The sequence below is a fragment of the Anaerococcus obesiensis genome (assembly GCF_016599815.1).
Taxonomy (GTDB): domain Bacteria; phylum Bacillota; class Clostridia; order Tissierellales; family Peptoniphilaceae; genus Anaerococcus; species Anaerococcus vaginalis.
Window position 1 is genome coordinate 563,568 of the sequence record NZ_CP067016.1, and the last position, 26,995, is coordinate 590,562.

At 29.5% G+C, this 26,995-nt stretch carries 26 protein-coding genes; 6 read left to right on the forward strand and 20 right to left on the reverse strand.

The window, feature by feature from the left end; translation table 11 throughout:
- Nucleotides 1-48: 48 nt before the first annotated feature.
- From ftsH to rpmH, 20 genes are all read right to left on the reverse strand, one after another.
- Complete coding sequence (gene ftsH / locus I6H46_RS02785; RefSeq protein WP_019118841.1) at nucleotides 49-2,136, reverse strand: ATP-dependent zinc metalloprotease FtsH; 2,088 nt, start codon at nucleotides 2,134-2,136, stop codon at nucleotides 49-51.
- Entirely contained in the window at nucleotides 2,137-2,607 is a 471-nt protein-coding gene (locus I6H46_RS02790) for a MarR family winged helix-turn-helix transcriptional regulator (RefSeq protein ID WP_019118842.1), read from the reverse strand.
- A 311-nt stretch (nucleotides 2,608-2,918) separates the two neighbouring features.
- On the reverse strand, nucleotides 2,919-3,770 hold the full coding sequence (locus I6H46_RS02795) for an NAD(P)/FAD-dependent oxidoreductase (RefSeq protein WP_019118843.1): 852 nt from the start codon (nucleotides 3,768-3,770) through the stop codon (nucleotides 2,919-2,921).
- The gene (locus I6H46_RS02800) at nucleotides 3,770-4,078 is read right to left on the reverse strand and encodes a thioredoxin family protein (protein ID WP_019118844.1); all 309 of its coding nucleotides are present in this window, start codon (nucleotides 4,076-4,078) and stop codon (nucleotides 3,770-3,772) included. Before I6H46_RS02800 ends, I6H46_RS02795 begins: the two co-directional genes overlap by 1 nt.
- 36 nt (nucleotides 4,079-4,114) lie before the next feature.
- Nucleotides 4,115-4,711 (reverse strand): P-II family nitrogen regulator, encoded by a 597-nt coding sequence (locus I6H46_RS02805; RefSeq protein WP_004839594.1) that lies wholly within the window; start codon nucleotides 4,709-4,711, stop codon nucleotides 4,115-4,117.
- Nucleotides 4,711-6,102 (reverse strand): DUF1538 domain-containing protein, encoded by a 1,392-nt coding sequence (locus tag I6H46_RS02810; protein WP_019118845.1) that lies wholly within the window; start codon nucleotides 6,100-6,102, stop codon nucleotides 4,711-4,713. Before I6H46_RS02810 ends, I6H46_RS02805 begins: the two co-directional genes overlap by 1 nt.
- Before the next feature lie 94 nt (nucleotides 6,103-6,196).
- Nucleotides 6,197-7,183, reverse strand: coding sequence for a phosphate acetyltransferase (gene pta, locus I6H46_RS02815; RefSeq protein ID WP_019118846.1), 987 nt, complete (start codon nucleotides 7,181-7,183; stop codon nucleotides 6,197-6,199).
- Between the two features lie 65 nt (nucleotides 7,184-7,248).
- The gene (locus I6H46_RS02820) at nucleotides 7,249-7,719 is read right to left on the reverse strand and encodes a DUF4446 family protein (RefSeq protein ID WP_019118847.1); all 471 of its coding nucleotides are present in this window, start codon (nucleotides 7,717-7,719) and stop codon (nucleotides 7,249-7,251) included.
- Entirely contained in the window at nucleotides 7,707-8,312 is a 606-nt protein-coding gene (locus I6H46_RS02825; protein ID WP_019118848.1) for a cyclodeaminase/cyclohydrolase family protein, read from the reverse strand. The genes I6H46_RS02820 and I6H46_RS02825 overlap by 13 nt, the downstream gene beginning before the upstream one ends.
- Entirely contained in the window at nucleotides 8,299-9,138 is an 840-nt protein-coding gene (locus I6H46_RS02830; RefSeq protein WP_019118849.1) for a ParB/RepB/Spo0J family partition protein, read from the reverse strand. Before I6H46_RS02830 ends, I6H46_RS02825 begins: the two co-directional genes overlap by 14 nt.
- Before the next feature lie 2 nt (nucleotides 9,139-9,140).
- Nucleotides 9,141-10,139 (reverse strand): ParA family protein, encoded by a 999-nt coding sequence (locus tag I6H46_RS02835; protein WP_019118850.1) that lies wholly within the window; start codon nucleotides 10,137-10,139, stop codon nucleotides 9,141-9,143.
- Nucleotides 10,117-11,331 (reverse strand): CinA family nicotinamide mononucleotide deamidase-related protein, encoded by a 1,215-nt coding sequence (locus I6H46_RS02840; RefSeq protein WP_019118851.1) that lies wholly within the window; start codon nucleotides 11,329-11,331, stop codon nucleotides 10,117-10,119. The genes I6H46_RS02835 and I6H46_RS02840 overlap by 23 nt, the downstream gene beginning before the upstream one ends.
- Nucleotides 11,332-11,419: 88 nt before the next feature.
- On the reverse strand, nucleotides 11,420-12,049 hold the full coding sequence (gene rsmG / locus I6H46_RS02845; RefSeq protein ID WP_019118852.1) for a 16S rRNA (guanine(527)-N(7))-methyltransferase RsmG: 630 nt from the start codon (nucleotides 12,047-12,049) through the stop codon (nucleotides 11,420-11,422).
- Complete coding sequence (mnmG, locus tag I6H46_RS02850) at nucleotides 12,042-13,958, reverse strand: tRNA uridine-5-carboxymethylaminomethyl(34) synthesis enzyme MnmG (protein WP_019118853.1); 1,917 nt, start codon at nucleotides 13,956-13,958, stop codon at nucleotides 12,042-12,044. The genes rsmG and mnmG overlap by 8 nt, the downstream gene beginning before the upstream one ends.
- The gene (gene mnmE / locus I6H46_RS02855; protein WP_019118854.1) at nucleotides 13,948-15,312 is read right to left on the reverse strand and encodes a tRNA uridine-5-carboxymethylaminomethyl(34) synthesis GTPase MnmE; all 1,365 of its coding nucleotides are present in this window, start codon (nucleotides 15,310-15,312) and stop codon (nucleotides 13,948-13,950) included. The genes mnmG and mnmE overlap by 11 nt, the downstream gene beginning before the upstream one ends.
- 118 nt (nucleotides 15,313-15,430) lie before the next feature.
- Nucleotides 15,431-16,300, reverse strand: a complete 870-nt coding sequence (gene jag / locus I6H46_RS02860) for an RNA-binding cell elongation regulator Jag/EloR (protein ID WP_200226123.1) — start codon at nucleotides 16,298-16,300, stop codon at nucleotides 15,431-15,433.
- Nucleotides 16,266-17,024 carry a YidC/Oxa1 family membrane protein insertase gene (locus tag I6H46_RS02865; protein ID WP_019118855.1) on the reverse strand — a complete coding sequence of 253 codons (759 nt, stop codon included), beginning with the start codon at nucleotides 17,022-17,024 and terminating at the stop codon, nucleotides 16,266-16,268. Before I6H46_RS02865 ends, jag begins: the two co-directional genes overlap by 35 nt.
- Before the next feature lie 41 nt (nucleotides 17,025-17,065).
- Entirely contained in the window at nucleotides 17,066-17,278 is a 213-nt protein-coding gene (gene yidD / locus I6H46_RS02870) for a membrane protein insertion efficiency factor YidD (RefSeq protein ID WP_004839607.1), read from the reverse strand.
- Nucleotides 17,268-17,618, reverse strand: a complete 351-nt coding sequence (rnpA, locus tag I6H46_RS02875; RefSeq protein ID WP_004839608.1) for a ribonuclease P protein component — start codon at nucleotides 17,616-17,618, stop codon at nucleotides 17,268-17,270. The genes yidD and rnpA overlap by 11 nt, the downstream gene beginning before the upstream one ends.
- A gap of 57 nt (nucleotides 17,619-17,675) precedes the next feature.
- Nucleotides 17,676-17,810, reverse strand: a complete 135-nt coding sequence (rpmH, locus tag I6H46_RS02880) for a 50S ribosomal protein L34 (RefSeq protein ID WP_004815746.1) — start codon at nucleotides 17,808-17,810, stop codon at nucleotides 17,676-17,678.
- 802 nt (nucleotides 17,811-18,612) lie between these two features.
- On the opposite strand from rpmH, the gene dnaA reads away from it, so the two are divergent.
- The 6 genes from dnaA to gyrA all read left to right on the forward strand — a co-directional run bounded on the left by dnaA (nucleotide 18,613) and on the right by gyrA (nucleotide 26,994).
- Nucleotides 18,613-19,989, forward strand: coding sequence for a chromosomal replication initiator protein DnaA (gene dnaA, locus I6H46_RS02885; protein WP_156328714.1), 1,377 nt, complete (start codon nucleotides 18,613-18,615; stop codon nucleotides 19,987-19,989).
- A 232-nt stretch (nucleotides 19,990-20,221) separates the two neighbouring features.
- A complete protein-coding gene (dnaN, locus tag I6H46_RS02890) occupies nucleotides 20,222-21,334 on the forward strand; it encodes a DNA polymerase III subunit beta (RefSeq protein ID WP_019118856.1) in 1,113 nt (370 codons plus the stop codon).
- Between the two features lie 8 nt (nucleotides 21,335-21,342).
- Nucleotides 21,343-21,552, forward strand: a complete 210-nt coding sequence (locus I6H46_RS02895; protein ID WP_019118857.1) for an RNA-binding S4 domain-containing protein — start codon at nucleotides 21,343-21,345, stop codon at nucleotides 21,550-21,552.
- The gene (recF, locus tag I6H46_RS02900; protein WP_019118858.1) at nucleotides 21,552-22,625 is read left to right on the forward strand and encodes a DNA replication/repair protein RecF; all 1,074 of its coding nucleotides are present in this window, start codon (nucleotides 21,552-21,554) and stop codon (nucleotides 22,623-22,625) included. The genes I6H46_RS02895 and recF overlap by 1 nt, the downstream gene beginning before the upstream one ends.
- Before the next feature lie 14 nt (nucleotides 22,626-22,639).
- Nucleotides 22,640-24,544, forward strand: a complete 1,905-nt coding sequence (gyrB, locus tag I6H46_RS02905) for a DNA topoisomerase (ATP-hydrolyzing) subunit B (RefSeq protein WP_019118859.1) — start codon at nucleotides 22,640-22,642, stop codon at nucleotides 24,542-24,544.
- Between the two features lie 8 nt (nucleotides 24,545-24,552).
- Nucleotides 24,553-26,994, forward strand: a complete 2,442-nt coding sequence (gyrA, locus tag I6H46_RS02910; RefSeq protein WP_019118860.1) for a DNA gyrase subunit A — start codon at nucleotides 24,553-24,555, stop codon at nucleotides 26,992-26,994.
- Nucleotide 26,995: the final 1 nt, after the last annotated feature.

A 26,995-nucleotide genomic window follows, 5' to 3' on the forward strand; every position in this document is an offset into this window, starting at 1 on the left:
TTTAATCTTTTTCCCTTAAAACAAAAAGAGCCACTAAGGCTCTTTTTATTATTCATCTTCTTGATTTGATTGTTCACTTGAGCCTAGGGCTATTGTATCATCTAAATCTTTATCTGAAGATTTTTCTTCATTTTCATTCAAAGTTTCTTCCAATTCCTTTTTCAAATCTTCATTTGAAATTTCGCTAGAATTTTCTTTTTTGTCATCTGATGTTTTTATTTCATCTTCGATTGCTTTTTCTTCTAATTTATTTTCATTTGAAGGTTCTTGTTTAGGATTTTCTTTATTTTCTACAGGTTTTTTATTTAATATTTCCATAAATTGCTCGCCTGTAATTGTTTCTTCTTTTAAAAGAAAATCTGAAATTTCATGAAGTTTTTCTAAATTATCTTTTAAAATTTCTATAGCTCTCATGTGAGCTTGGGCAATAATTTTTCCTACTTTTTGGTCAATCTTATCTCCAGTTCCATTTGAAACTATCATTGATCTTTGACCGCCAAGGTATCTTCCTTGGATTTGTTCAAGTTGCATAAAGTCAAAGTCATCATCCATACCATAAATTGTTACCATATTTCTTGCTATGGCTGTGGCTTTTTCTATATCGTTGCTTGCTCCAGTGGTTTTTGCATTAAATATTAATTCTTCTGCACTTCTTCCACCTGCCAAGGTTACTATTTCATCAAATAGCTCTTGTTTTGTCATTATAAATTTCTCATCTTTGTCGACAGTCATTGTATAACCCAAAGCTCCACCAGTTCTTGGTACAATTGTAATTTTGGTTACTGGGGTTTTTTGTGTTTGAATTGCTGCAACAAGAGCATGTCCTACTTCGTGGTAAGCGATAATTTTCTTTTGATCGTCTGAAATAACTGCATTTTTCTTTTGAGCACCAGCTATAACTGTTTCGATTGATTCTTCAAGGTCTGTTTGAGTTAGTTTTTTACGTCCTTCTCTAACAGCTCTCAAAGCTCCTTCGTTTACAATATTTGCAAGGTCAGCACCGCTTGTTCCTGCAGTTCTTTTTGCTATTTCTTCATAATCAATTTCATCTTCACGCTTAATTTTTTTTGCATGAACTTTTAATATATCTTCACGACCTTTTAAATCTGGTAATTCTACTTGAACCCTTCTATCAAAACGTCCTGGTCTTGTTAGAGCTGGGTCTAGAATTTCTGGTCTGTTGGTTGCAGATAATAAAACTACTCCCTCAGTAGCATCAAATCCGTCCATTTCGTTTAGCAATTGGTTAAGTGTTTGCTCACGTTCGTCATTTCCTGAATATCCTGAAACATCACGTTTTTTACCAATGGCATCTATCTCGTCGATAAATACTATACAAGGCGCTTTTTCTTTTGCTTGTTTGAAAAGATCACGAACCTTGCTAGCACCCATTCCTACAAACATTTCTACAAATTCAGAACCTGAAATTGAGAAAAATGGAACATTTGCCTCTCCTGCAACAGCTTTTGCAAGAAGAGTCTTACCAGTTCCTGGAGGGCCTACAAGAAGTACTCCTTTTGGTAAAACCGCACCGATTTCCTTGTATTTTTGTGGTCCATGCAAGAAATCTACTACTTCATTTAAGCTATCTTTCGCTTCTTCTTGACCTGCTACATCTGCAAAGGTCTTGCCAGTTTTGTTTTCCATATAAATTTTGGCGTTTGATTTACCAAAATTCATAAAGTCTCCGCCGCCACGGCCTCCCATAGTCTTTGATAAAGACCTATTTGCCATATAAAATATAAAAAGTAAAAACAACAATGGCAAAATACTTGTAACAAACAAGGTAAGCCATGGGCTCATCTTTGTTTCAACTTCCTTGGTAAAGGTCAAGTTTTTGTGTTTTTTGCTAGCCTCAAGAAGCCTTTCAGTAAGGTCAGTATCAGGCCACAAGCCTGTGATGAATTTTTGCTTATCTCCATCAACTACCGCTGTGAAAGTGTAATTATAATCATCTTTTGTAACTTCTCTAACTTGTCCATTATCAATCATTGATACAAATTGAGAATAAGTTATCTCTTTTGGTTTTCCCTCAGCCCTAATTGGTTGCAAAATTTGTTGAATAACCAAAAATGCCACAATGGCAATAATCCAATAATAGACTAGAGGCCTTTTGCCTTTTTTAAATGATGGCATCTATAAACCACTCCTAACAATGTAATCGTCTAATAAATTATCTAGTGAATCTAATTCATTAATTATTGTTTTTAAATTAGAATTTATACTTTTTTCGTCATCTTTAGGTCTAATTTTATCAAAATATTTGCTTACCTTTTCAGCAGCATCAAAACCCTTTTGTGTTAATTTTACATTAACAACTCTTTCATCTTCATCAGATCTATTTCTATCAACAAATCCTTGTTTTTCCAATTTCTTGCAAATATTAGAAATATTTCCACCATTTACTCCAATTGATTTACCAAGATTTCCAATAGAAACTGATTCATCAGATGCTGATAGAGTCATAATCATTTTAAGTTGAAGAGTTGTAACGCCCATTTCTTGAGCTGTTTCTTGTAAAAGCAAATCTATCTTATGTGATATTTCCCTAATCATTGAAAATATAGAGTTATTAAATTCAAAAAATTCTATGTGTGTTCTTGTCATATAAACCTCCTTACAATTTATAGACTGTAATCTAGAATAGAATAATCTACTTAAATATTATTCTACATATAATACGACATTTTTCAAGTAAAAAGAAAGAATATTTTTGATAATTAATTTTAATTATGTATTAATTATGTTTTTTACAATTTTTATATTATTAGAGCTAAAATTATGATAAATTTTTTTGAAATTAAAAAATCTCCAAGCATAAAAAAATAAATTATAAATGAATTTTTTAAAAATAAATTTAAACAAAAAAATAATGCCACACTTCATTGCATGACATTAATTGTTTCACGTGAAACATTTTATTTATTTTTACTTATATAACTTGCCGCATTTAATCCAGCAATTTGTCCTTGACCTACCGCCTTATTTATTTGATAAGGTGTGCCAACTATATCTCCACAGGCAAATAGACCTTTTATGTTTGTTTTCATATCTAAGTCTACTTTTATATGGCTATTTTCAATCTTCACTGATGGAACAAGACTTTTTGGCTTTGAAGAATTTTTTATTACAAAAAATCCATCAGCCTTCAATTCTTCCCCATCTTCTAATATAAGACTTTCGGCCTTCAAAGCTCCTAGAAATTTTTTTGGCTTTTTGTTTATAATTTTAATTCCATCGTCAAGTTCTATAGGTTTTTTATTAGGATTTACAAAAATTGTTTGGCTTGCCATTTTATTTATAAAATTTGCTTCTTCAATAGCTTCTTCATTATAGCCAACCAAGACTACTTTTTTTCCTTTATATAGGCTGGCATCACAAGTTGCACAATAAGAAATTCCTTTGGCAAAAAATTCATCTTCTCCTTCAATGCTTTTTCCCATATCAATTCCTGTTGCAATTATGCAAGCTTTTGATGTGAGCATTTTTTCGCCCAAATCTATTGAAAAATATTCTCCCATGGCATAAACTGCCTTTATTTTCCTATCCAATATCTTAACAGGATAATTTTTTATATGGTCTCTAAAATTATTGTATAAGTCCAAGCCTTTTATATCACTAAATCCCAAATAATTTTTTATTGAGGGACTTTTTTCCAAGGCTTTTGATTTTTTCCCAATAATTAGAACTTTTTTTCCTCTTATACTAGCATTTAGACCTGCAGAAATTCCTGCAGGCCCAAATCCTATTATTATTAAATCATAATCCATTATTTAAGTTTTTCTATTTCTTCAAGTATTACTTCTTTAGCTTGAAAACCTACTAGAGTATTTTTTAAAACTCCACCTTTAAATAACATCATTGATGGAACTGCATTTACATTATATCTTCCTGCAAGGTCTGGATTTTCATCTACGTCTACTGAATATATTTCAAAATCAACTTCGCCTTCCATTTCTTCAAGAACTGGTTTTTGCATTTTGCAAGGTCCGCACCAAGTTGCTGAAAAATCTACTAAAACTATTCCTTCGTTTTCTAAAACGTGTGTATCAAATTCACTTGTATTTATTTCTTTCATAATATCCTCCATTTTTTCTCTTTAAATTATACCGTCTTAATTTTGCTCAACAAGCCCGCGCACATCTGTGACAGGAAGTGAAAATAAAATCCCCTTCGAATTTTCATCCAAATTCATTGCATCATAAATTGCTGATTTTACTTTCTCTGAAATTTCCTTTTTTATAAGCATTATGACAATATCTTTTTCAGGCTCTATAGTCATATTTAAAAACACAGATTTTTTTTGAATTCCAGATCCTCTGCCATGAACAACAGTTGCGCCTTTTGCTCCTTCTTTTTGGGATATTTCTATAACTTTATCTGCATTTTCCTTATTAACTATTACATACAAAGCTTCATATTCCATATCTATTTCTCCTTTGTAATCTACTGGTGTCGTAAACATTATAGATGTGTTTTTCTTATCAAATTTATCTTTTATTTGGTCTAATAAATCATTTACCAAATCATCGTTTACAAGTGCTGAAACTATTTCTTTTTTTTCCTTATCAATTTCTAAAACTTCAAGAATATGTGCATTGGCAGATCCTTCTGCCAAAAGGCAAGATATTGACTTAGCACCTTTTTCTTTTAATTGGTTCATAATTTTTGACCCTTTTGATCTTGGTGTTATTATTCTTAAATATTTCATTATCCTTCTATGGCCTCCTTATAAAAAGATCCCATTATCATAATTGTAATCACTGGCATTAAAGCTACAAAGGCAATCACTCCAAATCCACCTTCAATATTTCCTGCAACTCCTTGACAAAAACCTAATATAAAAGTCGCAGTCATTGGCCCTGACGCAACTCCTCCCGAATCAAAAGCAATTCCTACAAAAAGTTGGGAAACATTTCTTGATAAAATTAGAGCTATTAAAAATCCTGGAACAATTATCATCCATAATTTAAAGCCTTCTATTTTTATTCTAAGCATAGCAAGCATAACTGCAAAAGCAACTCCAACAGAAAGAGCTTTCATTATTGAAGATTTATGGATTGAACCTCCTGTAACTTCTTCGACTTGTTCTGCCAAAACAAAGACAGCAGGCTCTGCCAAAACTACCAAAAGTCCCAAAATAAATCCAATGATAGGTACAAATCTAAAATCAGAGTAATTCTCTCCCATAAATCTTGCAAGTTCCATAAATCCACCTTCTACACTTGCCAAAAATATAATCAGTCCTAGGTAAGTGTAAATCAAACCAAGATTTATTGATTTTTTATTTTTAATTTTAAAAACTAGCTTGTCCATTATAAAAAACACCAAAGTTATTGGCAAAATTGCAAAACTTGCCGATTTAAATCCTGAAATCAAAGCTAGTTGATGAGCTTGTTCTTCTAGCAAAATATTTTTTGAATTTATAGACATAGTCATCAAAAGTCCCGCAAGAATTGGTCCCGTTGATGCGATTCCTACAAGGCCAAATGAATTTTCTTCTCCCTTTTTTTCTCCCTTTAATTTACTTACTCCAAGACCTAGAGCAATAATAAATGGAGTTGTCATTGCACCCGTAGTTGCTCCCGATGCATCAAAAGCTATAGCGTGACCCAAATCATTTACTATAAACATTAAAATAAAAATCACACCATAAATTATAAACATAAGTGTTGAAAGTTTTATTTCTTTAAATATCCTAAAAAGACCAAGAGAAATCATAAAGCCAACCCCAATCGAAATTATAGCTACTATTAATAAGGAAGAAAGCCCGATAGCACTTCTTACTTGATTTGCTAAAATTAAAAGATCTGGTTCTGCAATTGAAATTATAAATCCTATAAAAATTCCAAAAATAATAACTTTAATTATTTTTTCAGATTTTGCAATAAAATCTCCCATATATGTTCCAATTTTTGAAATTGATAGATTAACTCCAGTAAGAAAAATAGAAAGACCAAAAATTATTCCAATACATCCTATTAAAAATTTTATAATAATTTTGTTTTCTACTGGTCTAAATAAATTTAAAATTAAAACTAAAACTGCTATAGGAACAACAGCTTTGGCATTTTGTTTTATTTCTTCTCTAAATATTATCATCACCCCTTTTTGTTTTATTATTTTTATATTTTATATATTAATTTTTTGTATAACAAAAGAGGCAATCTAGCGACTGTCTCTTTTGAAATTTTTATTAATCTCTAACTTGATTTGCTGTTAGTATTGTTAATTTATATACGTCTTCTTCGTTACATCCTCTTGAAAGGTCGTTAACTGGTTTGTTTAATCCTTGAAGTATTGGTCCTAAAGCTTCGTATCCACCAAGTCTTTGTCCAATTTTATATCCAATATTTGCAGCTTGTAGGTCTGGGAAAATGAATACTTTTGCTTTTCCTGCTACATCTGAATTAGGAATTTTCTTTCTTGCAACTTGTGGTGAAATTGCTGCATCAAATTGCATTTCTCCATCAACTTTAAGATTTGGATCCATTTCTTTTGCAAGTTTTGTAGCTTCTTCTACTTTTCTTGCAAGTTCGTGTTTTGCAGATCCTTTTGTTGAAAATGATAGCATAGCAACTATTGGTTCAATTCCAAATTCTTCTGCTGTTTTTGCTGCTTCTACTGCAACTTCTGCAAGTTCGTTTGATTGAAGAGTAATATTTATTGCTGTATCTGCAAATAATAATTTTTCTCCATTAGGTCCAAGCATAATCATAACACCGGATACTCTATTTACACCTTTTCTTGTTTTGATAAGTTGTAGGGCTGGTCTTACAGTATCTCCAGTTGGATTTGATGCTCCTGAAACCATTCCATCTGCTTTTCCAGTTTGAACTAGCATTGTACCAAAGTAATTGTTATCTTTCTTTAATATATATTCACCATCTTCTCTGGTGTTTTTGCCTTTCCTAAGTTCAACGTATTTATCTACTAATTCATCAAGTAGTTCGCTTTCTCTAGGGTTTATTATTTGAATATCTCCTAATTTTACCCCTTCTTCTTCTGCTACTTTTTGAATTTCTTCTTTATCTCCTAAAAGTATTGGTACTATAAGACCATCATTTTGATGTCTAATAGCTGCTCTTAATACTCTTGAGTCATTGCCTTCTGGAAATACTATTTTGCGATTTTTGCCCCTAATATTTTCAGTAGCAAGTTCCATAACTCCATCGTTTGCCATAATTACCTCCTAATCATAAATCGATTTTAGCATTAATATTATACCCCAATAATTTTAATTATCTTCTATAATTTTGCTTTTTCTAAAGATTCCTTTTCCCTTTCGGAAAGCTCTATGTCACATTCTCCATTTGTAATCTCTTTTAAGTAAGTATTTGAGCCATCTTGTGAATATAAATTTGTAAGAATTATTCCATTGTGATATGAATCTAGGAGAGTTAATGAAAACGAATTTCTTCCTCTTTGGCTATCAAAAGCATCATAATGAACAACTGCCATTTTGCTAACAGCTCCCATTGTAGTATTTTTTGTATCTGATGATCTTTGGTCAAGAGATTTTATTTCTCTATTTGATTGTTCGATTTGGTCATTTAATTGTAAAATTAATTCTTCAAGATTTACATCAGGATTTTTGCCCCTAAGTAGATGATCGTATCTTCTTTTTTGTCTTTTTAGTTTGTTATTATTAGCTTTTATCATAGAATATTCAAAAATAACAAGAATAAATAAGATCACTATAGCTATTATTTGTCCCATTTCTTTTCCCTTTCTTCGATGATTTTCATATTATCCTTATATAATTTATCACAGAAATTTATAATAGATTTGTAATTTGTTTTTTCATGATTTGGATCAGTAATATTTTCCTCATTCAAAATAAGGTTTATAAAAGAAGAATGGATTGATTCTTTTACAAGTCTAAGCCCTATTTCTCCATCAGAAATCGCATCAATATTTCCATATTTTAAAATAAAATCACAATCTTGCATAACAATTATCATAAGCTCTATAGTTCTTTTTGGAGCCTTGTTTGCCTCTATAATATAGTCATCGTAATTTTTTATTTCCTTATTTTTATAAGCTTTTATTAAAAGATTTACCTTATCAATATCTTCTTGCATAAGTTCTTTTAATTCTTCAGAATATTTTTTGAATTTCTCTTCGATTTTTTTGGATTTTTTATTTAATTTTTCATCCTTATAATCTTTTTTTGCCATCATCAAAATAAGGTTTAAGCCTAGGTTTCCAACAAGACTTGTAATAGCTCCTCCGCCTGGATTAGCTGTTTTTTTTCTGGTATTTTCTATAAGATGGTCTACAGAAAAATCTATCATTTTATTCTTTTCCATTTTTTAATCTCCAATATAAATTTTCTATCTCCTCAATAGAAAAACAATCAATAGTAACCCTATAAGTTTCATTATTTTTTTTAATTTCTACCTTTGAATTAAGTAGGTCAATAAATTTTTCCTCAAAATCCTCAAATAAAATCCTATCTAAATTATCTTCCTTTTGATTTTTTTTATTATTTTTAGAACTAATCTTTTCAACTTTTCTTATATTTGTTTTTTTATTTTTAAAATCATCAAGGCTTTTTTTTCTATCTTCTTCATCCTTTATAGAAAGAAGTGTTCTTGCTTGGGATGAAGAAATATTTCCCTCTTCAAGCTCTTTTTTTGAATTTTCATCAAGTTTTAAAAGTCTTAGGGTATTTGCAATGTAAGATCTTGATTTGCCAACAGTTTTCGCTATTTCATCTTGAGTCATACCATAGTTTTTTGAAAGCTCATTATAAGCATTGGCCTCTTCAAGACCAGATAAATCTTCCCTTTGAACATTTTCAACAATAGATAATATATCAATATCCTTTGTATCCACATTTTTTATAATTGCATCAATTTCTTTTAAACCCAAAAGCTTACTTGCCCTAAACCTACGTTCTCCAGCAATTATTTCATATCTTATCCCATTTTTTTTAAGAACAATTGGATTTAATAAGCCATATTTTTCTATTGATTGACTAAGACCTTCAAGTGATTTATCATCAAAATTTTTCCTAGGTTGGTCTTCCCTCGCATAAATTTTTTCCAAAGGAATCCTAACTATGGCCTTATTTTTTTTGTTATTTTCTGGTATTAGAGATCCAAGTCCTCTACCCAATGTTTTTTTCGTCATAGCTAATCCCTCTTTTCATTATTTACTAGTTTATTTTGATTAAAAGAAAATTTGTTTTTCTTTACTATTGTCTCATCAGAATTTTCTTTTTTATCATTCTTAACTATGTTTTTATCTTCCTTAGATTTTTCATCACGGATTTCTTTAGTTTTTTCTGAATTTTTTATCTCAGCATTATTTAAATTATCATTTTTTTCTTCAATCTTTGAATTTTTTTCTAAGTTTTCCTTTTTTCCAAAAACATTTTCTACAAGCTCTTTTGCCAAAGACAAGTAAGCTCTAGCTCCCTTAGATTTTTCATCATAAGATATAACAGATTTTCCAAATGATGGTGCCTCTGCGAGTTTTATATTTCTTGGAATCATAGTAGAAAATACTTTCTCTTTAAAAAATGATTTTACTTCTTCTACTACTTCATAAGATAAATCCGTATCCTTATCAAACATACAAAGCAAAACTCCCTCAATTTCCAAATCTTCCTTTATTGATTCTTTTATTGTTTGATAAGTTTTTAATAGCTCGCTCACTCCCTCAAGAGCATAGTATTCTGTTTGAATAGGAATAATTATAGAATCACTAGCTACAAGGGCATTTAAAGACAAAAGTCCCAAAGATGGTGGGCAATCTATCAAAATAATGTCAAAATCTTTTTTTATTTCTTCAATGATTTGGCTAAGCATTTTCAATCTTTCCTCTTCATCAAGACTTACAAGCTCTACTTCAAGACCTGACAAGGAATTTTCGCTAGCTATTAGATAAGGACCTTCCTGACTTTTTAAAATATAATCCTTGTAATTATCCCCTTCATCATAAAACATCTTGTATATTGATTTTTCAAGTTCATTTTTATCAAAACCAAGACCTGTTGTTGTATTGGCTTGTGGATCAAAATCAATAACCAATACTTTTTTATCCAGTTTTGACAAGGCTACCGCAAGATTTACAACGCTTGTAGTTTTTCCTACTCCACCTTTTTGATTAAATATCGATATTGTCTTCATACTTACCTCTCATAATAATTATAGCAAGATCCAAGGCTCGATTTTTTGCAAAAAGTCTTGCCTTATTCCTATCAGCTGAAAATTGAAATTTTTTTATAACTTTTTGGTTCTTATATTTTATAGCAAGAATTACCTCTCCCTTGTGAGCATAGCCAGTTGATCCTATACAAAGACTTGAATTTGTAATTTTGTATAAGCCTTCGATCATTTCGTTTGCACACTCAACACTTACCGCACTATATTTGTCTAATGTTTCACGTGAAACATTTAAAATCTTTTCTTTAATTTTATCTGAATAAGTTATATAGGATTCTTCTATTACCTCACTTGCTCCACTTATATCTATTATTGATGAAGCAATCAATCCACCTGTTATAGATTCACAAGTAGAAACTTTTTCATTTCTTTCTTTTAATAAATTTATTAAAGTTTCTTCTTTTCTCAAACCATCATCGGAAATAAACAAATTTCCAAAAACATTTTTAACTTCTTTTTCTTTTTCATTTAATAAAAAATCTGCTTCTTTTTCGCTTTTAGCCTTTGCTGTAATTCTTAAAAATCCACCTTCATTATCAAAATAAGGAGAAATTGTAGGGTTTGTTGATGACAAATCAATTCTATTCGCCATATCCCATTCTCCCAAAAGTCCTATTCTTAAATTCTTCGATTTAATAATAGCATCTTTTTTTAAATAACTTGAAAGTTTATTTTCAAACATATATTCCATTTCTCTTGGTGGTCCTGGAAGAAGAATTATCTTAGTCTTATCTCCCATTATACAACCTGGAGCTGTTCCTTTGTCGTTATCTAAAATAATTGCACCATTTGGAAATTTTACTTGCTTTAAATTTACCTTAACAGCTTTTTTGTTATTAGAAAAATAACTTTCAATTCTTTCTTTTGATTTTTTATCAATTTCTACTTGGCCTTCTTTGCCAATAACTTTTATGGCAACTTCTTTGCTTATGTCATCTTCAGTTGGCCCAAGCCCTCCTGTTACAAAAATATAATCAACTTTTCCATAAGCATTTTTCATTGCTTGGAACAATCTATCAAAATTATCTCCAATAGTTACCATCTTATAGACATCTATTCCATACTCTGTAAGTTTTTGTCCTATAAATTTCGAATTTGTATCTGTAATATTTCCTAATAATATTTCTGTTCCTACAGAAAAAATTTGTGCTTTCATAAATCCTCTTTTCTCTATAATAGTATAACATATTTTCAATAAAAAAATGTTTCACGTGAAACATTTTTTCTTTTATTTATTTTAATTTTTATAAAGGATTTTTCTTTGGTTGATTTTTTCCTCTAGGATATTTCTTTTTCGTTGACCTTACTTTTTTTATCAAAATATTTTTTCTTGTATTTCCGTAAAGATCAATTGTGTCAATATTAATTAATTCTCCTCCCAAAATTTTCAAAGCATTTTGTGCTTGTTCATATTCTTCTTCTGCCTTTGGGCCTTTCATTGCTATAAATATTCCGCCAACTTTTAAAAATGGAAGAGCATATTCTGAAAGTGTTGATAAATTTGCAACAGCTCTTGAAATAACCATATCAAATTCTTCCCTATGATCTTTTGCGTAATCTTCTGCTCTGACATGAATAGCTTTGGCTTTTTCAAGTTTTAATTCTTCTATTACTTCATTCATAAAATTTACTTTTTTATTTACTGAATCTATCAAAGTTAAATCAAAATCTTTTTCAATTCTTAGAGGTATTCCTGGAAATCCAGCTCCTGATCCTATATCCAAAACTTTCATTCCTTTGTTTATATATGATTTTATAGTAAGAGAGTCTTCAAAATGTTTTATCCTTATTTCTTTTGGGTCATCAATGCTTGTTAGATTAAATTTTTTATTTGTTTCTATGAGCATTTGTTCATATATTTTAAACTTATCCATTTAAATCTCCCGACTTGAGTCTTATAAGAAGTACATTTATATCTGCTGGCGAAACTCCTGAAATTCTTGAGGCTTGACCTATTGAATCTGGCTTTATTTTATTTAATTTTTCTGCTGATTCTTTTTTCAATCCATTTATTTTACTATAATCAATATCATGGTCTAGTTTTTTGTTTTCTAGTTTTTTAAATTTTCCTATATCTGCCATTTGTTTTTTGATATATCCTTGATATTTGATTTCTGTTTGAACTTGAATTTGTTGGAATTTTGGTAATTCTGGTCTATCAGGATCCAAAACTTCCAATTTTTTATAGGTTAATTCTGGTCTTTTTATAAGATCGAACAAACTATATCCAGTTTTTATAGGATTTGAACCTATTTTTTCTAGAATTTCATTATTTTTTTCGTTAGGACTAATCATTACATTTTTTAATCTAGAAATTTCTTTTTCAATATTTTCTCTTTTTACAACCATTTTTTCATAACGTTTATCTGATACAAGTCCTATTTCATGTCCTTTTTCTGTAAGCCTAAAATCAGCATTATCTTGTCTCATTGTAAGTCTATATTCACACCTTGAAGTCATCATCCTATATGGTTCATTAGTTCCCTTAGTTACTAAATCATCAATCAAAACTCCAATATAAGCATCAGACCTATCAAGAATTAATGCATCTTCTCCTCTTAATTTTAAAGCTGCATTTATTCCTGCAATAAGACCTTGCCCTGCAGCTTCTTCATATCCACTTGAGCCATTTATTTGTCCTGCAAAAAATAAATTTTCAATCTCTTTTGACTCTAAACTTCTTTTTAAATTTGTAGAATCAAGACAGTCATATTCAATTCCATAAGCAGGTCTAATGATTTTACAATTTTCTAAGCCTTCTATGGTTTTATAGAATTCTTTTTGAACTTCTTGAGGAAGAGTTGATGAAACGCCTTGAATATACATCTCATCTGTTGAAAGACTTTCTGGTTCAATAAAAACTTGGTGGATGTCCCTATCTGGAAATCTTACCATTTTATCTTCAATTGATGGGCAATATCTTGGACCAATTCCCTTTACAAGGCCTGCGTACATTGGTGACCTATCCAAATTTTCCATAATAATTTCCTTAGTTTTTTCTGTTGTATATGTCAAATAACAAGCTTCTTGTTTTTTATCTGAAAAATCTTTGTCTTCATTTAAAAATGAAAAGGCAACAACATTTTCATCTCCTTTTTGAATTTCAGTCTTTGTTAGATCTAGACTTTTTTTATCAACTCTTGCTGGGGTTCCAGTTTTAAAACGTCTTAATGAAAAACCTAATTGCTCTAAACTATCGGATAAATGAGTTGCTGCAGATAAACCATGTGGACCTGATGTTTTTTGAAAATCTCCCATCAAAATTTTTCCATTTAAATATGTTCCTGTACAAACCACACAAGCTTTTGTAGGAAAAATTGCCCCTTGAATTGTTTCAACGCTTTTTACTTTGCCATCTTCAATATTAATTTTATCTACTTCTTGTTCAAACAAATCAAGATTTTCTTGATTTTCAAGAGTTTTTTTCATCTCTTGATGGTATTTGATTTTATCAGCTTGAACTCTCAATGAATGAACAGCAGGTCCTTTTGATGTATTTAACATCCTTGATTGTATAAAGGTTTTGTCAATATTTATTGCCATCTCTCCACCAAGAGCATCAATTTCTCTTACTATATGTCCCTTTCCAGTTCCTCCAATATTAGGATTACATGGCATATCAGCCACCGATTCCATACTTGTTGTAAGAACCAAAGTTTTAAATCCAAGCCTAGCAGAGGCAAGTCCTGCCTCACAACCAGCATGACCTGCACCTATAACAACTACATCATATGCTTCGTCTATATATTTATGATTTTTATTTTCTAACTTATTATTTTCCAACACAAAACTCCCTAAATACCTTATCCATTATTTCATCTGAAACAGTTTCTCCTATTATAAGTCCCAAATCATCATAAGAAGATCTCAAATCAACTTCTACACAATCAATAGGAACAAAAGCTTTTATATCATCTAATGATGATTCCAGTTTTTTTCTTGAAGAATTTAATAATCTTTCATGTCTTAAATTTGTAATCATCAAAGATTCTTTATTTAATTCTTTTGAATCAAAAATATCAAAAATAGCTCCTTCTAATTTATCAACTCCATCTCGTGAAACCATAGATGTTTCGATAATTTTAAAAGAATCATCAAAATCACTTTTTGAAATTTTTGAATCCAAATCAATTTTGTTTAAGATTATAATAGCATTTTTTCCCTTTAACATATCCAAAATCATCTTATCTTCGTGATCTAGTTTTCTGGACCTATCAAATATTGCTATAATAAGATCTGCATCTTCTGCTAATTCTTTTGATCTTTGCACTCCTATTTTTTCAACTTCATCGTGGGTTTCCCTAATTCCTGCCGTATCATTAATTTTTAAGGTTAAATTTCCAAGATTTATATACTCAGTTATAGAATCTCTTGTAGTTCCAGGAATATCTGTAACAATTGCCCTATTTTCATTTAATAAAACATTTAAAAGTGAAGATTTTCCTACATTTGGTTTGCCAATTATAGTTGTTTCAATCCCATCTTTAACAAGTTTTCCCTTATTTGCTGTTGCTAGAAGTTTTGAAATTTCATCATATGCCTTTTGCATAAAAGCTATAATATTATCAACTGGCAAATCCTCTCCATCTTCGGTAAAATTAATCGAATATTCTATTCTTGATAAGGCCTCAAGTTCTATATTTCTAATTTCCTCAATTTTTTCTCTCAACAAACCTGATAAATGCTTTAAACCTTGTTTTTGTGATAATTCATTGGTTGAATTTATAATATCAAGAACTGCCTCAGCTTGAGATAAATCAATTCTTCCATTTAAAAAAGCTCTTTTGGTAAATTCTCCCCTATCTGCAAGCTCACAGCCCATATCCAATAATAAATTCAAAATATCTCTTACAGAAATCATTGAACCGTGGCAATTTATCTCGCAAATATCTTCTCTTGTGTAGGTATTTGGTCCTTTCATAAAATTAACCATAACTTCATCAAAAATACGGCCGTCTTTTTCTATATGACCGTATCTCATCATCCTATTATCTTTTTCTCTATCTAAAGGTCTGTTATTTATTGGCTTAAAAATCTTTTTTATAATGTCAAAAGATTTATCGCCACTCATACGAACTATAGATATACCACCACTACCTTGTGGCGTAGAAATTGCTGCTATTGTAGATTCACTCATAATTCATCCTTTCTAAAATGACTGTTTACCTTTGACATAAACAAAATTTTCATTCTTTCCATATTATACATTAATTTTATCAATTAAAAAAGATGTTTCACGTGAAACATCCTTTATGTTAATCTAATTTATAATCAACTACAACATATCTTTTTGGCTCAACTCCTTCTGAGTGAGAATCAAGCTTATCATATTTTGAAATTTGCTCGTGAGCAAGTCTTCTTTCATAGGAATTCATATATTTTAAGTTCCAACTTTTTCTTGTTTTTAGAACTTTTTTGCACGCCTTATCAGCAAGCATTACAATTTTATCATCGCGTCTTTTTTTATAGTTGTTTATATCTATATTAAGCTTAACCTTATTTGATCTTGCTTTTATAATTTTTCTTATTACAGTTTCAATTGCATCAAGGGTTCTTCCATTTTTTCCAATTACGATTCCTGTATCTTTTGGATCAATTTTTGCATCAAGCTTAATTATGTTATCTTCTAAATTTCCAATAACTTTTACATCTTCAAAGTGCATTTGGATTAAAATTTCTTCTAACAAATCTTTTGCTTTGTAATAAAGACTTACTTCGTCTTCTTTTTGGTCAGAATCTTCTAATTCATCTTCAAAATCTTCTTCTATTAAGTCTTCAAAAGATTCATTTATTTCATCTAAATTTTCTTTTTCATCCAATTCATCTTCAAAAGAATTTTCTTCTTCTATTTTTTCTGATAAATCTTCCAAATCAAATTCTTTTTCTAGCTCTTTTTTGCTATCTTCTTCAATTTCTTTCATTAATGAATCAATTCCCTCATTAATATCTTCATCGTAAGAAATTTTAACAACAGCATCTTTTTGTCCAATTAAACCTAAAAATCCTGTAGATTCTTCTTCTATAACTTCAATATCAACTTCATTTATTGATTTATTAATTTCTTTCAAAGCTTCATTAATAGCTTCATCTTTAGTTTTTGCTGTTTTTACTATTGATCTTTTCATCTTTTTCCTCTTTATCTCTTTTGCTTAGGCCAACTAAATATTGTCCTCCAAGAATTAAAAGTCTTGCAAGTGAGCTTGTTGTCCAATATAAAGGCAAACCTGCAGGAAGGTTTCTAAATACAAAATAATAAATTACTGGCATAGCCAAAAGCATATTATTCATAGAACCCATACCAGGAGTATTTTGAGCTTGACCTTGAGGTGATGTTTTCATTGTGAAAAGTTGAACACCTAATTGGCTTATACTTGTTAAAAGTGGCAAACCATAGAATAAAGGATCTGCCTTAGAAAGGGTTGGTACCCATAAAAAATTATCTTTAACTTGGTGCATATCACCTGCAAATATAAATTTATTTGGATTTTGAATAACCCTATATAAAGATAAAAGTATTAATAATTGGAAAATCATAACCAAACATGAAGATATTCCTGGTCCTACGCCTTCTTCCTTATATAATTGTTGCATTTTTTGTTGCATAATTTGAGGATCATAGGCATATTTTTTCTTAATTTCTTCAACTTTTGGCTGAATCTCTCCACTTTTTGCCGCTTGTTTTTGTTGATTCATAGTCATTGGTATAGTAATTAATGATACCAAAACTGTCATTAAAATTATTGAAATAGCATAAAAACTTATATTAGATGGTTCAGTAAAATTATTTACTAAAGAATCATAAATAAATTTCATTAAGCTACCCAATATTTGTGCTATAAAACTTAACATTATCTCTCCTAATCTCTAGTGTAAATATAAAAAATCAATTGCTAGGCCGGATCGTATCCTCCTTTAGAAAAAGGATTGCACCTTAGAATTCTCCAACAAGCCTTAAAAAAGGCCTTAAAAAAATTGTACTTTTTAAAACAGTCAATAGCATATTGGCTACAAGTAGGATAATATTTACATTTTCCAGAGCCTAATAGTGGAGAAATAAACAATTGATAAAATCTAATTAATATTAGAAAAAGTTTATTTAACATATCTAATTTTCTTGTCCTTAAAGGCTTTACTAAGTACGTGTCCCAAAGAAGATTTAAGTTTTTGGTAAGTAAAATCTGTGGTATGTTTTTTTGGAATAATAATTATATCTACATTATTAATATTCCTATAATTTTCATAAACAATTGCCCTAAGTCTTCTTTTAAGTTTGTTTCTTTGATTTGCCTTGCCTATTTTTTTAGAAATAGAAAAGCCAAACCTTGGCCTATTTACACCGTTATTTTTTATAAAAACGGTAAAATCTCTATTGTAGTAGTGCTTAGATTTTTTATAAACTCTTTCAAAGTCTACATTCTTTCTTAAACTAAATTGTTTTTCCATAAGAATAAAACCTAACTTCTAACTTATCTACAATATAAAAAAGCCGCAGCTTTTTTATTATGCAGATAATTTCTTTCTTCCCTTTTGTCTTCTGGATTTTAAAACTCTTCTACCAGCGGGAGTTGACATTCTTTTTCTAAAGCCATGGTCTTTTTTTCTTTTTCTTCTATTTGGTTGATAAGTTCTCTTCATATTATCACCTCCTATTATTTTACGCTGTCTTTTATTATATTTAAATAATGGTAGAAAGTCAAGGTTTTAAATATAAAAATACAAAAATTTAAATTAAAAATTAATGCTTAAATTTTATAGGTTTATATTTTTATTTGAAAATAAAAAATAATCCTTTAAATTTTTTAAAATTTAAAATTTTTGTGTGTAAATTTCTAATTTTTTTTGAAATTTTAATACTAATATAAGTTTTATAAATTTTATGCAAATATCCATCGAATTTAAATTATTATTTATGTGTGGATAAGTTTTTTTAATTATATTTTATACACATACAATTTTGATTGTTCTTTATTTGAATAATTTTTAAATTTCTTGAAATATTTTTTTAATAAATTCCTATAATCAAAGATTTACTCATAAAAATATTTACAAATTTTTATATTTTATCAAGATATCCACATTATCCACATAGTTTTAATTTTTATAAATTTAAATTTTTTTAGCTTATCCCAAACTTATCAACATTTTGTGGATAACTTTACAAAATGGCTATATTAGTGTATAATCTCTTGTGTAAAAGATGATGATAAGTCTATTTTTTATTGATTTGCTTATATTTTTTGTGGATAAATTAATTGTATTATTTTATTTTTTTAAAAATAAGCAAAAATTTTCTCTAAAAATAAAGATTTATCCTATCCACATTAAAGTTATCCACAACTTATCCAAAATTTGGGGATAAGTCGAAAAATATAATTAACTTATTACAATTTACCATTTTGTTAAGTGTGGATAATATTTTATGAAAGAGAGCTGTAAGATGAATCTAGAATACATAACTAATGAATTAAAAGAAAAAATGAAAATGAATGTTCCAGATCTTCAACAATACGAAACTTGGATTGGAATTTTAAAGCCACTAAATAAATATGAAGATACTATTTATTTAGAAATTCCAAAAAATGATACTAAGTTTATTTTTGACCAAATTTGGGTTCCTCAACTCCAGTCTATTTTAAATGATATAAATAAGAGAGAAAATAAGGCATATAAAATTGAAATTGTTGCCAAAGATGGACCTAATTATGATGAAGTTTTAAGCCTTGGAAAAAATGTTGATGATGATGGGCAACTAAGACTTAATAATGTAAATAAGTATCCTAAACCTCTTCTTGAAAAAAATAATGTTTTTAAAAATTTTGTCCAAGGAAAATCAAATCAATTAGCTCTTGCAGCAAGCCAATCTGTTGCTGAAAATATGGCTAATTATAAGGTTTCAAGAGTCTACAATCCGCTTTTTATTTATGGAGCAAGTGGTCTTGGCAAGACTCACTTGATGCAGGCAATTGCTCATGAAATTCTTGAAAAAAGAGATGATTGCTATGTGATGTATCTTTCTAGTGAGAAATTTACTAATGAAATGATTTCTGCTGTTAGAAATAATACTAATGAAGAATTTAGGAAAAAATATCGTTCTGTTGATATGCTTTTGATTGATGATATTCAATTTATTGCCAATAAAACTGGTACTCAAGAAGAATTTTTCCATACTTTTGAAGATTTATATAATCAAGGAAAACAAATTGTAATTTCATCAGATAGGCCACCTAAAGAAATCAAACACTTGGAAGATAGGCTTGTATCAAGATTTGGTTGGGGAATTATAGTTGATATTTCAAAACCTGATTTTGAAACAAGGGTTGCAATTTTACAAAAAAAACAAGATGAGCTTGGAGCTGTTGTTGATTACAAAATTTTAGAATATATTGCAGAAAATATTGAAACAAATATTAGGGATCTTGAAGGAGCCTTGGCAACTTCAATTGCTTGTGCAAAATCAAATAATAGATCATTTGTAAGCCTTGAGGATGCAAGACTTGGTGTAAGTTCAAGAGTTCATAATGATAGAAAAAAAATAAATGCAGAAGATATTCAAAAAAAAGTTGCTGAAAGATACCATGTAAAACTTGCTGATCTTAGAGGTAAATCTAGAAAAAAAGAAATAGTTATGCCAAGACAAATTGCTATGTATCTTTGCAGGGATCTTTTATCAATTTCTTTGGTAAGTCTTGCCAATGAATTTAATAGAGATCATACAACTGTTATGCATGGTCATGATAAAATTAAAGATTTAATGGAAGAAGACCAAGATTTTAGGCAAGAAATAGAAGAAATTATTAAAGAAATAAAAGCTTAGTTATCCACAAATTGTGTATAAGTTTGAGGATAAGCTTGTTTATAAGCTTAACTTTCTAAAAAAATTATTTTAGTCTGTGGATTGTGTGGAAAAGTGGATGACTTATAAAAACTTATCCAGAACTTATTATTTGAGTTTTTAATTTATAAATAAAGCTTTGTAAGACTTATCCACATATATACACTACCTAATACTAATACTACTAAGTTTATATAATATGTTAGGAGCAAATATGAAAATAGAAATTCAACAAAAAGATTTATCAAATAAAATTTCCATAGCTTTGAAAGCTGTTTCGAGAAAAACCAATATACAAATACATGAATTAATATACTTTGAAGCAAAAAATGATACTTTAACACTAACATCATCAGATGGAGAAATATCTATTGTAACAAAAGCCAATTGTAAGGTAGTACAAGAAGGCGAAATGGCAATAAATGCAAATATAATTGCAAATATCGTAAGAAAACTTCCAGATGAGCTAATAAAAATTGAGCTAGAAGATTCAAAAATAAAAATCAAATGCAATGGTTCAAACTTTAATATCCTAGCTTTTGATTATTATGAAAAGAAAAATTTCTCTATACCAAGCGTTGATTATTTAGAAATTCAAAATGATAAATTGAAAAGATCAATTTCACAAACAGAATTTGCAACAAGCTTGGACGAAACAAAACTTGCCCTTACAGGAATTTTGTTTGAATTAAAAGATGGATATTTAAATTTTGTAGCCCTTGATGGATATAGGGTTGCCCTTAAAAAATTAAAATTATCATATCCATCATCAATGGATAAGGCTAGACTGATTATTCCAAGAAAATCTATTTCTGAATGGACAAGGATAATTGATGATGAAAAAATTACAAAAATTTATAAGGACGACAAGGATATAATTTTTGAATCTGGAGACACTACGATGTATTGCAAGGTAATTGATAAAAATTATATTGATTACACAAATATAATTTCAGATATTTCTACAACAAGCCTTGTTGTTGATAGGCAAGAACTTATTAATTCTTTGGAAAGAGCTCAATTATTAAACAATACCCAAAGAGCAAATCTTATAAAAATAAATATAGAAGATGATAAGTGCCTAATCGAATCAAATTCTGAAATTGGAGATTTGAAAGAAGTTTTACAAATTCAAAAAGAAGGCGATGATGTAAAAATTGCTTTTAATGCAAGATATTTGATAGAAGGAGTTAAGGCTTGTGATACCCAAACTATAAGAATGCATTTAAAATCATCTTTAAATCCATGCCTAATTTATCCAAACGAATCAAAATATGATGATGAAGAATTTACGTATCTTGCTCTTCCAGTTAGACTTGCAGAATAGGAGTTTTTATGGAAAAGATAGAATTTGAATGCGACGAGATTTTAGCAAAAGATCTTTTAAAGGCAACGGACATAGCCCAAAGTGGAGGAGAAGCCAAACATCTTATAAAAGAATATGGAATTTTGGTAAATGGCGAAGAATTTTTCCAAGCTGGCAAAAAACTTTATAAGGGCGATGAAATAGAATTTGACAATCAATTTTTAATAAGTCTTGTATAATGTGGATTCAAAATTTAAAACTCAATAAATTTAGAAATTATCTTTCTCAAAATATAGAATTTAATGAAAATATAAATATATTTTTGGGAGATAATGCCCAAGGTAAGACAAACTTACTTGAAAGCATATATTATTTGGCAAATGCAAAAAGTTTCAAATCCTTTAGGGACAAGGACCTTATTATGTTTAATGAAAAAGAAATGTCCCTTGATGGAATTATTAGAAAAAATGAGTCTTTCAAAAATGTTCACATAAGTGTAAATGAAAATAAAAAAGATATATTTGTAAATGAAATAAAATATGACAAAAACAAGGATTTAAAATCTCTTTTTAAGTTGGTTTTATTTACACCAGAAGATTTAAATATAATAAAAGATGGACCAAATTTTAGAAGAGACTTGATTGATGATATAATAATTAGTGTTAATTTTAGCTACAAGGCAGTTAAAAAAGATTTTGATAAAATTTTAAGTCAAAGAAATAAATTATTAAAAAATCAAAGGTCAAAATATTTTAAAACTGAGCTTATGGCATTTGACCAGCAAATAATTAGGCTAAATTATAAAATTTATAGGTTTAGGGAAAAATATATTTCCCTAATAAATACCTATGCCAATAAAAATCATTTAAATCTTACAGAAAATAAGGAAAATTTAACCATAATTTATAAGCCAAACATCAAAGCAAATTCAATGGAAGAATATGGGGAAAAATTTTCTAAAAATATTTCTGATGATTTAAAATATTTTAGGACTACATCAGGCAGTCAAAGAGATGAAATTGATATAATAATAAATGGCAAGGATACAAAAAAATTTGGATCTCAAGGTCAACAAAGATCTGCTATTTTAAATATTAAACTTGCCAATGTAAATTTAATAGAAAATACTAGCCAAGATAAGGCGATAATCTTATTTGACGATGTTTTTTCAGAACTTGATGAAAAAAGATCAAATTTTTTATTGGAAAATTTAGGAGAATTTCAAACAATAATTACAGCAACCAACACCAAAAGTTTGGATGGGGTTAGTAGGAGTAAAATTAGAAAAATAAAAGATGGTCGAATTAAATAATAGAAAGGAATCTTATGGAAAATTCAGAATATAATGCATCGAATATTAGGGTCTTAAAAGGACTTGAGCCAGTAAGACTTAGACCAGGAATGTATATAGGTTCAACAAGCGAAAGGGGACTTCATCACTTAGTTTACGAAGTTGTAGATAATTCTGTTGATGAGGCTCTTGCAGGTCGTTGTGACTACATAAAAATTAGTATAGATGAAAATAACATTGTAACAGTAGAAGATGATGGATCAGGAATTCCTATTGAAAAGCATCCACAAACTGGAAAATCAACATTAGAAACAGTTCTTACAGTTTTGCACGCTGGTGGAAAATTTGACGATAAGGCTTACAAGGTTTCAGGAGGACTTCACGGAGTAGGAGTTTCAGTTGTAAATGCTCTAAGTGAATATTTGATTGCAGAAGTAAAAAGAGAAGGTCATATTCATAGAATGACTTTTGAAAGAGGAAAACCAACAAGTGATCTTGAAATAATTGGGGATACAAAAGAAAGTGGAACAAAAATCACTTTTAAAGCAGATCCAGAAATTTTTGATGTAACTGTTTATGATAAAAAAACCCTAGAAAATAGATTTAGGGAAATGGCCTTTTTAAATAAGGGAGTAAGACTTATTTTTGAAGATAAAAGAGATGAGTCAGAAATTGAATTTAAATATGACGGTGGAATAAAAGAATTTGTAGAATATTTAAATAGAAATAAAACTCCAATTTTTAAAGAAGTACCATATTTTGAAGGACGTCAAGAATCTACAGAAATAGAAATTTCTTTTCAATATACAGATGGATATAGCGAAAATATCCTAACATTTGCAAATAATATTTACACCCTAGAAGGTGGAACTCATCTTTCAGGATTTAGGTCAGCTTTGACAAGAAGTGTAAATGATTATGCTAGAAAATATAATCTTTTAAAAGAAAATGAAGATAATCTTCAAGGAGATGATGCAAGAGAAGGAATTACTGCAATTATTTCAGTAAAAATTTCAAATCCTCAATTTGAAGGACAAACAAAGGGAAAACTTGGAAATAGTGAAGTAAGAGGAGCAGTAGATGCATTTTTCTCAGAGCACATGGGAAATTTCTTAGAAGAAAATCCAAAAATCGCTAAATCAATAATCCAAAAAGCCCTAGCATCTAGAAGGGCAAGAGAGGCTGCAAGAAAGGCAAGAGATTTAACAAGAAAAAGATCAATTCTTGATTCAACAACTCTTCCAGGAAAACTTGCTGATTGCCAATCACAAGATATAGGAGAAAATGAAATCTTTATAGTCGAGGGTAATTCAGCCGGTGGATCTGCAAAAGGTGGTCGTGACAATAGAATTCAAGCAATTCTTCCTCTAAGAGGAAAAATAATGAATGTAGAAAAGGCAAATCTTGATAGGATTTTAAATTATGAAGAAATAAAATCAATGATTACAGCTTTTGGTACAGGAATTGGTTCGGAATTTGATATAAGTAAACTTCGCTACGGAAAAATAATAATAATGACAGATGCCGATGTAGACGGAGCTCATATTAGAACCTTACTTTTGACATTTTTCTATAGATACATGAAACCACTTGTAGATAATGGTCATATATATATTGCCCAACCACCACTTTATAAAATTTCAAGTGGAAAAAAAGAAAGATATTGCTATACAGATAAAGAGTTAGATGAAATTGTAAAAGAATGGAAAGTAGATAATTACAAAATTTCTAGATACAAGGGTCTTGGAGAGATGAACGCAGAGCAATTGTGGGAAACGACCATGGATCCAGAAAACAGAGTCTTACTTCAAGTTTATGAAAAAGAAGATTCACAAATGTCAACAGACGCAACATTTTCGATGCTAATGGGTGAAAAGGTAGAACCTAGAAGAGAATTTATAGAAGAAAACGCCCAATATGTTGAAAACTTAGATGTCTAGGAGGATAAATGACAGAAGAAAGCTATAAAAACATCATAGAGGTAGATCTCGAAAAGCAAATGAGAAGTGCTTACTTGGAATATTCCATGTCAGTAATTGTTTCAAGAGCCCTACCAGATGTACGTGATGGATTAAAACCAGTTCATAGAAGAATTTTATACGGAATGGAAGGTCTTGGACTTGATCCAAATAAGCCAACCAGAAAATCAGCCAGAGTTGTTGGAGAGGTTATGGGTAAATTCCACCCTCATGGAGACTCTGCAATTTATGATGCCCTTGTAAGACTTGCTCAAGATTTTTCAACTAGGTATCCTTTGGCAAACGGTCAAGGAAACTTTGGTTCAATTGATGGCGATGACGCAGCAGCTATGCGTTATACAGAAGTTAAAATGAGCAAAATCGCCAAGGAAATGCTTAGAGATATAAATAAAGATACAGTTGATTTTATGCCAAACTTTGATGAAGAAGAAAAAGAACCAACAGTTCTTCCATCAAGGTTTCCAAATCTTTTGGTAAATGGATCAAATGGTATAGCAGTAGGAATGGCAACCAATATGGCTCCTCATAATTTGGGAGATTCAATTGATGCTTGTATTGCTTATATGAAAAATCCAGAAATTTCTATAAAAGAATTGGCAGAAATTATAAAAGGACCAGATTTTCCAACTGGAGCACAAATTCTTGGAAAAGCTGGAATCAAAAAGGCCTACAAAACAGGACGTGGAAAATTAAAACTTCGTGCTGTTGCAAAAATTGAACCTTTCAAAAAAAATAGGGAAAGAATAATTGTTACAGAAATTCCTTACCAAGTAAACAAGGCAAATTTAATCAAAAAAATTGCTGAATATGTTAAAGATAAAAAACTTGAAGGAATTTCAGATATTAGAGATGAATCCGATAGAAAGGGAATGAGAATTGTAATTGAGGTAAAAAGGGATGCAAATGCAAATATAGTCCTAAATAATCTTTACAAACAAACTCAACTTGAAACAACTTTCGGAATTATAAATCTTGCCCTTGTTGATGGAGTTCCAAAAATTCTTGACTTAAAAGAACTTATAAAATATTACATTGAACATCAAAAAAATGTAGTAAGAAGAAGAACAAGATTCGACCTTGACAAGGCTCAAAAGAGAAAACACATAGTTGAAGGTTTGATTATTGCCATTGATAATATCGATGAAATTATAAAAATAATCAGATCATCTTATGATAACGACCAAATCAAAAAAATATTTAATGAAAGATTTGGCTTAACAGATTTACAATCTCAAGCAATTCTTGATATGCAATTAAAAAGACTATCAGGTCTTGAAATTGAAAAATTGCAAGCAGAAGATAAGGAATTAGCTGAAAAAATCGAATATTTCACATCAATTTTAAATGATGAAGAAAAATTAATTGGAGTTATCGAAGAAGAAATTTTAGAAATAAAAGAAAAATTTGCTGATGACAGAAGAACGAAAATTGTTCCAGATGAGGGAGAATTTGATATTGAAGAATTAATTGAAAAAGAAGACGTATTAATTTCTCTAACTCATGATGGTTATATAAAAAGACTTCCAATAAATACTTATAAGGTACAAAATAGGGGAGGAAAGGGAATTTCCGCTGGAAATACAAAGGAAAATGACTTTATCCAAAAAATTCTTACAACAAACACTCACGAATCCCTACTTTGTTTTACAAATCTTGGAAGAGTTTATTCACTAAAATGCTACGAAATTCCAGAAGCAAGCAGGCAATCAAGAGGTCAAGCTATAATAAATATAATTTCTCTTGCAACAAATGAAAAAATAACTGACATAATGGAATTGTCAGAGCTTAGTGACAACAGCCAATTAGTTTTCCAAACTGAAAAGGGAAAAATCAAAAAAACTGATGCCCAATTATTTACAAATATTCAAAGAAATGGAATTATAGCAATTTCACTTGAAGATGATGATAGACTTGTTTCAATTAGGCAAATAGATCATCCTTGTGATATAATTGTAACAACTCAAAAAGGAATGGCAATAAAATTTGCCTCATCAGACATCAGGTCTATGGGAAGAAACGCTCAAGGAGTAAGGGCGATTAGACTTGGAGATGATGATAAGGTTGTGTCAATGAATATAGTTGAGGATGAAGTTTATTTGGTAGTTGTAACTGCAAATGGTTTTGGTAAAAAAACATCCTTCAATAATTTTAACAATCAAAATAGGGGAGGAAAAGGTGTAAGATGCCACAAAATCACAGAAAAAACTGGAAATGTGGTAGCAACTCTTCCTGCTAATTTGGATGACGACATAATGATGGTTTCCTTAAAAGGAGATATGATTAGAATATCAGCAAGAGACATATCAACAACAGGTAGAAATACCCTAGGAGTAAAATTAAAGAATTTAGAAAATACTGAGGACTTTATTGTTTCTGTAACCAAGTATTATGAAGAAAACAGCGAGGACTAGA